Raw genomic sequence first — 7,898 nt, forward strand, 5'->3', positions numbered from 1 at the left:
TCTCCTCTTTTTCTTCAAACAGCCTCCCATATTCCAGTCAGGGCAGAGGCCTTCTTTTCATTCTATGATCAGGCAGCCGGCACTGGTTTACAAATTCAGCCGGTATCCGGCGCCCCACACGGTTTCTATGATTTTAGGATTTCTGGCGTCGTCTTCAATCTTTTCTCTGAGCCGGTTAATATGAACAGATACCGTAGCGCCGTCAGAAATATAGTCATAGCCCCATATTTTTTCAAATAATTCTTCTTTGGAAAAGACAATATTGGGGTTCTCTGCCATAAAACGGAGAAGCTCAAATTCCCGGTTAGGCATCCGGATCTCCTGATCCTTTTTCCATACCTTCCAGGTCTTGGGCTCAATAATAATATCCTGGACCAGGATTCTTCCGGCACTTCCCAGTCCCTCTTCTTTTCCTTTTCCTGTAAGCCGGGCGTATCTGCGCAGATGAGACCGGACTCTGGCTACCAGCTGAGAGGGGTCGAAAGGCTTGGTAATATAGTCGTCTGCCCCAAGACCCAGCCCTCTTATAACATCTACCGACTCTGTCCTGGCTGTTACCATGAGAATGGGGATATCGATTTCCTCCCGGATTCGCCGGCAGATATCATATCCGCTCAATCCAGGAAGCATGATATCCAGCAGCAAAAGATCATAGGAGTCCCTTATAAGCTCCGGGATTACCTTATCACCTCTGTCCACAATCCTGGCCTCATAACCATTGCTTTCCAGATAGTCCTTTTCCAGCCAGGCAATTTTTTCATCATCTTCTGCGATCAATATTCTCTCCATCCTCGCTCCTTTCCGGGAAATACAGGGTAATCTTCAGCCCCTGGTCATTTTCCGCCTTTACCCCGCCATGATGACGCTCCATAATATATTTTACAATGTAAAGCCCCACCCCGCTGCCTTTGACAGTTCTGGCCTCATCACAGCGATAAAATCTCTCAAAAATCCGGGGCAGTTTTTCCTGGACCACTCCTGGCCCATTATCTTTCCATTCCAGAGCCACCCAGGGTTCCGCCCGAAAAATCCGGACGTTGATTCTGACCGGACGTTTCCCGGCATATTTTATGCTGTTTTCCAGCAGGTTATCGAAAATCCTTGGTATTTGCTCAATGTCTATGGAAATCTCAGGAAGCCCTTCCTCTTCCAGAGCAAAAGTCAGCTGTACCCTTTCCGGATCCATCACTGCTTCTTTCTGAGCTATATAAGCAGAAGTAAACTCCGCCAAATCTACCTTTACCATATGAAAAGGAAGCTGGCCGCTTTCCACTCTTGAAAAGTCAAAAAGCTTCTTCAGAAGAACATTCATTTCCTCCGTAGATTCATAGGCAGTCCGAAGATAGAGTTCCTTCTTCTCATCTGTATCTGCAATGCCGTCCAGCACTCCTTTGATATATCCCTGTATAGAGGTAAGCGGCGTCCGCAGGTCGTGGGAAATTCCGGTAATCATATCTGTTCTGGCTCTTTCGTTCTTTTCTCTCTGTCTCTGGTCCTCCAGAATGGTATCCTGCATGGCATTAAAGGTCTGACAGACATGTTCAAATTCTGTCTCCCCCTGATATACGATCTTCTCTTCCAGATTTCCCTGCTGTACCCGCTGTGCAGCCGCTACCAGTTTTCCCACCGGCTCCATGACTACCCGGCTCATCCGCCGGGTAAAAAAAGAAGCCAGAAAAAGAAGGACTGCAATTGCTCCTGTTCCTGTCAGGAGCAATATAATGAGAAAAGTAAGAAAAAGAGGCCTCAAAGAAGAGGAGAGCCGGCTTTCCTCCGGGAAATAGACAGCCACCAGAACAGCCTTTTTTTCTTCTACATATTTTCCTGCTACTGAAGCATTCCCACAGAAATAAATCTCTGTCTCTCCGCTGCTTTCCTCTTCCATAGTGAAATGCTCTGCCAGATCTTTCATATTTTCGCTTTCATCTCCCCAGACAACTGTCCCCTGAGAAATCAATGCGGTCTGGTAACCCCACAAAGACAGCTCCCTGCTTAAAGCATCTTCCTCACCAGGCTGCGAATTCCTCACCAGCCTGGCGGCCTCTTCTATATGGCTGTCCAGTCTGCTCTGATCCAGAGAATGAATCTGGCTTTCAAAAGAGTCCTCAAAAATTATCAATACACCTACCAGAATCAGCATTAATGCCACCAGGGCAGAGAACAAAATCATCATATTGGAACGGAACATCCGCTTTTTTAACGACATGTCTTTTCCTCACTTTATACTTTTTCTACCATCATACATCAGCTTTTCCCCTTTTTCCATATACATTTTAGATTCCAGAAATCCTCTTTCCTTCTTTCCCCGAAAGATTCCTCTTCACTCCTTCCAAAATCAGGAGCAGTACCCAGGAGGCCAGAACACTCACAGCCAGGAATATGAACATTGCCGGCTGAAAACTGGCGACCTCAAAAAGCTGGGGCAGTATCAGCAGAGCGCCAAAGGTACCCAGAACCATTGTAATTGGTGTGGTATAAAAAAAGTTGACAGCTTATTCTCAAGGATTTCATAATAAAACCAAGAGAATAAGGAGGTATTCAAAGTGGCACGTAAATATGACCATGAATACAAAGTACAGGCAGTAAAACTTGCCAAGGAAATCGGCGGCGCTAAGGCTGCTAAAGAATTAGGAATCCCAGAAGGAACCATCCATACCTGGCTGAAAGCTGTTAGAGCCGGTAAGCTGGATATCGGGGAAGGCTCCCATACTCCCACCAGCGCAATGAGCCTGGCAGAAGAAATTACCATGCTGCGCAAACGGGTAAAGGAACAGGATAAGGAAATCCGTCGCCTGAAGGAAGAAAACGAATTCCTGGAGGAAGCCAGTGCTTTTTTCGCCGCCAGCCGTCGGAAGTCGGCAAAAACCAGAGAATGATCTTTCTGGCCCTGAAGACAGAAGACGGCAGGATTACCGGGAAAATCTCGTTTTACTGCAGAATGCTTGGGGTCAGCCGCCAAGGCTTCTATAAATATCTCGCAAATAAAGACCGTCCCTGGAAGTACCAGGATTTGGCAGATGCCATGAAAGAAATCGTCAGTGAAGATGAATGTAACGATACTTATGGTCGAATCCGGATGTACCAGGCATTGTTGCTGAAACAGCCGGAAGGAGTGCATATTCCCAGTGAGAGAACCGTATACCGAGTTATGGATCAGATTGGCCTTAGCCATCGACCTAAGAGAAAACCCAACGGGATCACAAAGGCTGATCGTGAAGCCATGAAATCGGATGATCTGCTAAAACGGGATTTCCGTTCTGATACCCCATTAGAAAAATGTATTACGGATATCACGGAGATTCCGGCATCCAATGGGAAACTGTATGTATCTGCGATTTTTGACTGCTTTGATCTTAGTGTCCTCGGTCTGGCAATGGAAACAAATATGAAAGCCGATCTATGTATCCATACATTGGAAAACGCCCTGACTGCCTATCCTGCGTTGGAAGGCGCTATCATCCACAGTGACCGTGGGACACAGTATACCAGCGAGTCCTACCGTCAGACCATCCGGGAGCATCATATCCATCAAAGCATGAACAGTGCCGGAGGGCGCTGCCATGATAATGCACGCTGCGAGAGCATGTGGGCCAGAATGAAGACGGAGCTTCTTTATGACCGTTATGACACAAAGCAGATGGAAGTAGAAGAACTAAAGGTACTTATCTGGAGATACTTTCTCAGCTACTGGAACAACCGGAGGATCTGCTCTGCCAATGGCGGCCTTCCTCCCATGGTAAAACGCAGGCAGTACTATGAGGCTTTGGAGGTGGCTGCATAGTCAGTGATATCCTTGAGAAAAATGTGTCAACTAATCTTGACAATATCAAATGCAGATAAATCCCCGAAGGAGATTAAATGGTACACAGCTTTTGATAACAGCAGTCATGGAAATAATGATCAAAACCAGATACATAAGGGTCTGTCTCTGAGCAACGGTAAAAGGACCCAAAAGGCTGACCAATATGATCATTCCCGTCACTGTCAGGCCAAAGGGAAGGGCATTCATAAGAGCTGTTTTTAAAAAACTTCCTTTTATCCTTCTAGTGTCAGATTCCACAATGGTAATAAAGGATGGATAAGCTTCTATACATGCGTCAATCAGGGTAATCTGTATAGGAATAAAGGGGAAGGGCACATTGGCCGGTAGTGTAAAAAACTTTGTGGCTTTGGTAAAAAATGGCTCCTTTTTGGTAAGAATTACAGATATGACAATTCTTATCGAAAAGGAGTTTATTTATGGCAGTAGCAAAAGACCAAATCCGACAGATTATTACAGAAAACAACATTACCAGTGTGGCTGATGTTTACTCCCTTCTCAAAGACAGCTTCAAAGATATATTGCAGGAGCTTCTGGAAGCCGAGATGGATGCAACTCTGGGCTATGAAAAAAATTGTAAGGGTGATCTTAAGAGCGATAATAAGAGGAATGGCCACTCTCCCAAAACACTCAAAAGCCAGTACGGGGAATTCCTGAATATTCTGCGGTGGCGGAGCCACCCAATCTCCTGGAATAGAGCCATGGAATCCGTTATCGAGAGCCAATCGTCCGATGGTGGGAGCCATGACCCGTGTCGTGGCTCCCAGTAGGATGATTTAGTTTTTGATCATCCTTTTCCTTTGCCGCATTGAAACATCCCCGTCAATCCGCATGGTATAGGCAGATGGGATGATACGGTCAAGGATGGAATCGGCAAGGGCACTGCCTCCTAATCTTTCGTGCCAGCCTTCCGGCATGAACTGGGAACAGAAGATGGTGGAGACCTGGCCGCAGCGGTATTCCATCAGTTCCAACAGATCCCTTTGCTCCTGCTCGGAAGCAGGGATCAAAAGGAATTCATCAAGAATCACAAGTGGAAGCTTTTGAAACTGCTTCATCACTTGATGATATTTTCCCTGTATCCTCGCTGCTTCCAGTTCGCTGAACAGTTCCGGCAGACGGATATATCTGGTCTTATATCCGGATTGGCAGGCGTTGACTCCCAGTGCATTAGCAATAAAGCTTTTGCCGGTACCTGTAGCCCCGATCAGGATGACATTCAGCCCTTGGCGGATGTAGTCATTATCCGCCAGGCTCTCCAGAAGATCCCGGTTCAGGTGCCGGTCCGGCAGATAATCAATGTTTCCAAGAAATGCAGATGAGTCAGAGAACTTCGCGTTCTTGATCAATCTTTTGATATTGTTATTATGCCGGGAATCGTATTCCGCATCAACCAACAGCATGAGACGTTCATGGAAGGACATGGAGCCGTATTCAGCTTCCTGGTCGATCTGTTTTTCATAAGCTTCCGCAAAGGCAGGCAGCCTCATGGACTTTAACTTTTTCACCGTATCATTTTTCATGGCTGCCACCTCCGTAATAAGAAGCCCCACGGACCAGGGCATAGCTTTCGTCATGGATAGCCTCAAAGGATTGGTTTGATGGGCCAGCAGCCTTGTCATTGCCAGATTCCAGGATCAGGCGGATATTCTTATAACGCGGGCTGGGGATCCGCTCCAAAGCTGCTTTGCAGGCATGTTCCAATCTTTCCGGAGTATATTTATCAGCCAGTTTCAGGAGAGACAGGCAACCCTTATAAGCCTGCTCTTCGATCCGGTAGGAATCAAAGATCCCCTGGATCACCTGATGGGTTGACTCACCGATACCAGATGCCCACTTAAGGAACCTTGCCTTATCCCATTCACTGTACAGCTGATGGTTGACAGGCATGTGCTCCGGGATCGTGGAATACTGCCCGCGGCGTCCATAAAGACGTTTGTGGCTGCAGATCCGATTCCCTTTGTAATAAACCTCAATGCTGCTCTTGGTGTACCGGACATCCACTTTCTTGCGCACATACTCATAAGGGACCGAATAGTTCTGAAAATCTATGGCAATGTGGTAGTTCAGCTGAACGGTAGCGGATTTCCATTGGGCAAACTCATATGGATATCTGGGAAGCGGCTGTAAAAAGGGAAGTTCCTCTTCCAGAAATACAGAGTGACGGGAACCGTCTTTTTTCTGGAAAGGAGCCTCATTGAACCGATCCAGTTCCTTTCGGATCGCTGCATTCATGGTATGGATGTCAAAAAATTTCCGGTTCCGCAGACGGGCAATGATGTGGGAAGTCAGATTCCCAACACTCCCTTCTACAGCTGCTTTATCACGCGGGGCCAATACCCGGGCGGGAAGCAATGCAGTGTGATAGTGATCCGCAAGCTCCTGGTAAGAGCGGTTTACGACTGGATCCTCGTATTTTCTGTTGCTGAGGATCCCAACCTTCAGATTATCCGGGGTCAGGATCCTGGTGACACCGCCGAAGAACTCATACATAGCGATATGCGCATTGATCCAGTCCTCCTCTTTCATGGTACGGCATGCCTGCGCATAGCAGTACATGCTGAAAGGCAGCGTCGCTACAAACAGATAAACCTTGCTGCTGTTCCCAGAGATCTTATCATAAAGGGGCAGCGCGGTCCCGGCCCAATCGACCATCAGTTTGTCACCAGGTTTATGCTGGATATGCATGGTAAGCTTATTTTTCGAAACATAATCCTGATATAACTTGCAGTATTGGGAGTAGCCGTATGGCGGTTTTCCGGCATCCCGGCAGGTATCAACATACTCCTGCCATAACAGCTTTAATGTTACGCCGCTTTTCAATAATTCCTTATGAATATAAGGAAAATCCGGCGTGACCAATGTTGGGAGCAATGCTTCTTCTGGAAAAAGTGTATTGTGGATTTCCATTTCTTCCATGGATTCCAGTGCATCTTTCGATAACTGGTGATCTGAGGCTGCTTTCGCCACCTTAGCAACCGTATTCCTGGATACGCACAAGGTACTGGCAATGCGCCGTTGGCTATAACCATCCAGCAGCATATGTAAAATTTGTTTTTCTTTGGACATTTGATCGTCCTCCTCTCAAAGTATTACGGATTCATCCGTTAGGATGATTGTATTGCTTCAAGAGGTGGCTCTCAACAGCGGATTGCCCTTATAATTCAGGTGGCTCTATCGTTCGGAATGGATGGCTCTCTGTAACGGATTGAATGGCTCTGAAGCCACGGAATACTCAATTCCAGATCGATGTTCCCCGTGACCGCAATGGTGAGTTTGAACCAAAGCTGATCCCTAAATATCAGCGGGATATTTCCGGGATTGAGGAGAAAGTGATCTCTCTCTATGCCCGTGGAATGAGCACAAGGGATATTCATGACCAGCTGCAGGAACTTTATGGGATTGAACTTTCCGCCGAAATGGTCAGTAAAATCACGGACAAGATCCTTCCGGAAGTGAAAGAGTGGCAGTCACGTCCGCTGAACCCTGTATATCCGTTTGTTTTTATGGACTGTATCCATTACAAAGTCCGGGAAGACGGCAGAATCCTCAGCCGTGCTGCTTATATTGTACTGGGAGTTACGGTGGAAGGCTATAAGGAGATTCTCAGTATTACCGTAGGAGCGAACGAGACCAGTAAATTCTGGCTTGGAATGCTCAATGACCTGAAAAACCGGGGTGTGCAGGATGTTCTGTTCTTCTGCGTAGATGGTCTTCCCGGATTTAAAGATGCAATTCAGGCTGTTTTCCCACAGGCACAGATTCAGCGCTGTGTGATTCATATGCTGCGCAATTCCTTTAAATATGTGAATTATAGCGATCTGAAGAAGTTTTCAGCAGACTTCAGGGCAGTCTATAATGCGCCCAATGAATCTGCGGCTCTTTCGGAATTGGAAACGATCAAGGAGAAATGGGGAAAGAAATATCCCTATGCGATCAGTAACTGGGAAAACAACTGGGAAGATGTGAGTTCTTTCTTCCAGTTTTCCGGAGATATCCGCAGAATTATGTATACCACAAACATCATAGAAGGGCTGAACCGTCAATACAGGAAAGTCACAAAGACAAAGAGTGTGTT

General features: G+C 46.6%; 7 protein-coding genes and 2 pseudogenes. 4 read left to right on the forward strand and 5 right to left on the reverse strand.

The features are described from left to right. Nucleotides 1-87: 87 nt before the first annotated feature. Both B5G00_RS16280 and B5G00_RS16285 read right to left on the reverse strand, forming a co-directional pair. The gene (locus tag B5G00_RS16280) at nt 88-789 is read right to left on the reverse strand and encodes a response regulator transcription factor (RefSeq protein ID WP_087274658.1); all 702 of its coding nucleotides are present in this window, start codon (nt 787-789) and stop codon (nt 88-90) included. Further along, the gene (locus B5G00_RS16285; protein WP_087274660.1) at nt 761-2,206 is read right to left on the reverse strand and encodes a HAMP domain-containing sensor histidine kinase; all 1,446 of its coding nucleotides are present in this window, start codon (nt 2,204-2,206) and stop codon (nt 761-763) included. The genes B5G00_RS16280 and B5G00_RS16285 overlap by 29 nt, the downstream gene beginning before the upstream one ends. A gap of 337 nt (nt 2,207-2,543) precedes the next feature. Here B5G00_RS16285 and B5G00_RS16295 point away from each other — a divergent pair, with 337 nt between their 5' ends. Then, nucleotides 2,544-2,876, forward strand: coding sequence for a transposase (locus tag B5G00_RS16295; RefSeq protein ID WP_087178456.1), 333 nt, complete (start codon nt 2,544-2,546; stop codon nt 2,874-2,876). Continuing rightward, a complete protein-coding gene (locus B5G00_RS16300; protein WP_087274664.1) occupies nt 2,873-3,781 on the forward strand; it encodes an IS3 family transposase in 909 nt (302 codons plus the stop codon). The genes B5G00_RS16295 and B5G00_RS16300 overlap by 4 nt, the downstream gene beginning before the upstream one ends. Before the next feature lie 45 nt (nt 3,782-3,826). On the opposite strand, the gene B5G00_RS16305 is transcribed toward B5G00_RS16300, so the two are convergent. Further along, complete coding sequence (locus B5G00_RS16305; RefSeq protein WP_242971396.1) at nt 3,827-4,138, reverse strand: hypothetical protein; 312 nt, start codon at nt 4,136-4,138, stop codon at nt 3,827-3,829. 101 nt (nt 4,139-4,239) lie between these two features. Here B5G00_RS16305 and B5G00_RS16310 point away from each other — a divergent pair. Then, nucleotides 4,240-4,473 (forward strand): annotated as a pseudogene (locus B5G00_RS16310) (transposase); the annotation flags it as partial. Between the two features lie 123 nt (nt 4,474-4,596). On the opposite strand, the gene istB reads toward B5G00_RS16310, so the two are convergent. Together istB and istA are read right to left on the reverse strand one after the other, a co-directional pair. Beyond that, on the reverse strand, nt 4,597-5,343 hold the full coding sequence (gene istB, locus B5G00_RS16315) for an IS21-like element helper ATPase IstB (RefSeq protein WP_087177670.1): 747 nt from the start codon (nt 5,341-5,343) through the stop codon (nt 4,597-4,599). Then, nucleotides 5,333-6,889: an IS21 family transposase gene (istA, locus tag B5G00_RS16320; protein WP_087274668.1), complete on the reverse strand. Its 1,557-nt coding sequence runs from the start codon at nt 6,887-6,889 to the stop codon at nt 5,333-5,335. Before istA ends, istB begins: the two co-directional genes overlap by 11 nt. A gap of 152 nt (nt 6,890-7,041) precedes the next feature. On the opposite strand from istA, the pseudogene B5G00_RS16325 reads away from it, so the two are divergent. Beyond that, a pseudogene (locus tag B5G00_RS16325) lies at nt 7,042-7,898 on the forward strand (IS256 family transposase); the annotation flags it as partial.

This window comes from Blautia sp. An46, from assembly GCF_002161645.1.
GTDB lineage: Bacteria > Bacillota > Clostridia > Lachnospirales > Lachnospiraceae > Blautia > Blautia ornithocaccae.

Coding starts and splice junctions, on each gene's coding strand:
- istA (WP_087274668.1), bottom strand. CDS start 6,889: ATGTCCAAAGAAAAACAAATTTTACATATGCTGCTGGATGGTTATAGC.
- B5G00_RS16300 (WP_087274664.1), top strand. CDS start 2,873: ATGATCTTTCTGGCCCTGAAGACAGAAGACGGCAGGATTACCGGGAAA.
- B5G00_RS16285 (WP_087274660.1), bottom strand. CDS start 2,206: ATGTCGTTAAAAAAGCGGATGTTCCGTTCCAATATGATGATTTTGTTC.
- istB (WP_087177670.1), bottom strand. CDS start 5,343: ATGAAAAATGATACGGTGAAAAAGTTAAAGTCCATGAGGCTGCCTGCC.
- B5G00_RS16280 (WP_087274658.1), bottom strand. CDS start 789: ATGGAGAGAATATTGATCGCAGAAGATGATGAAAAAATTGCCTGGCTG.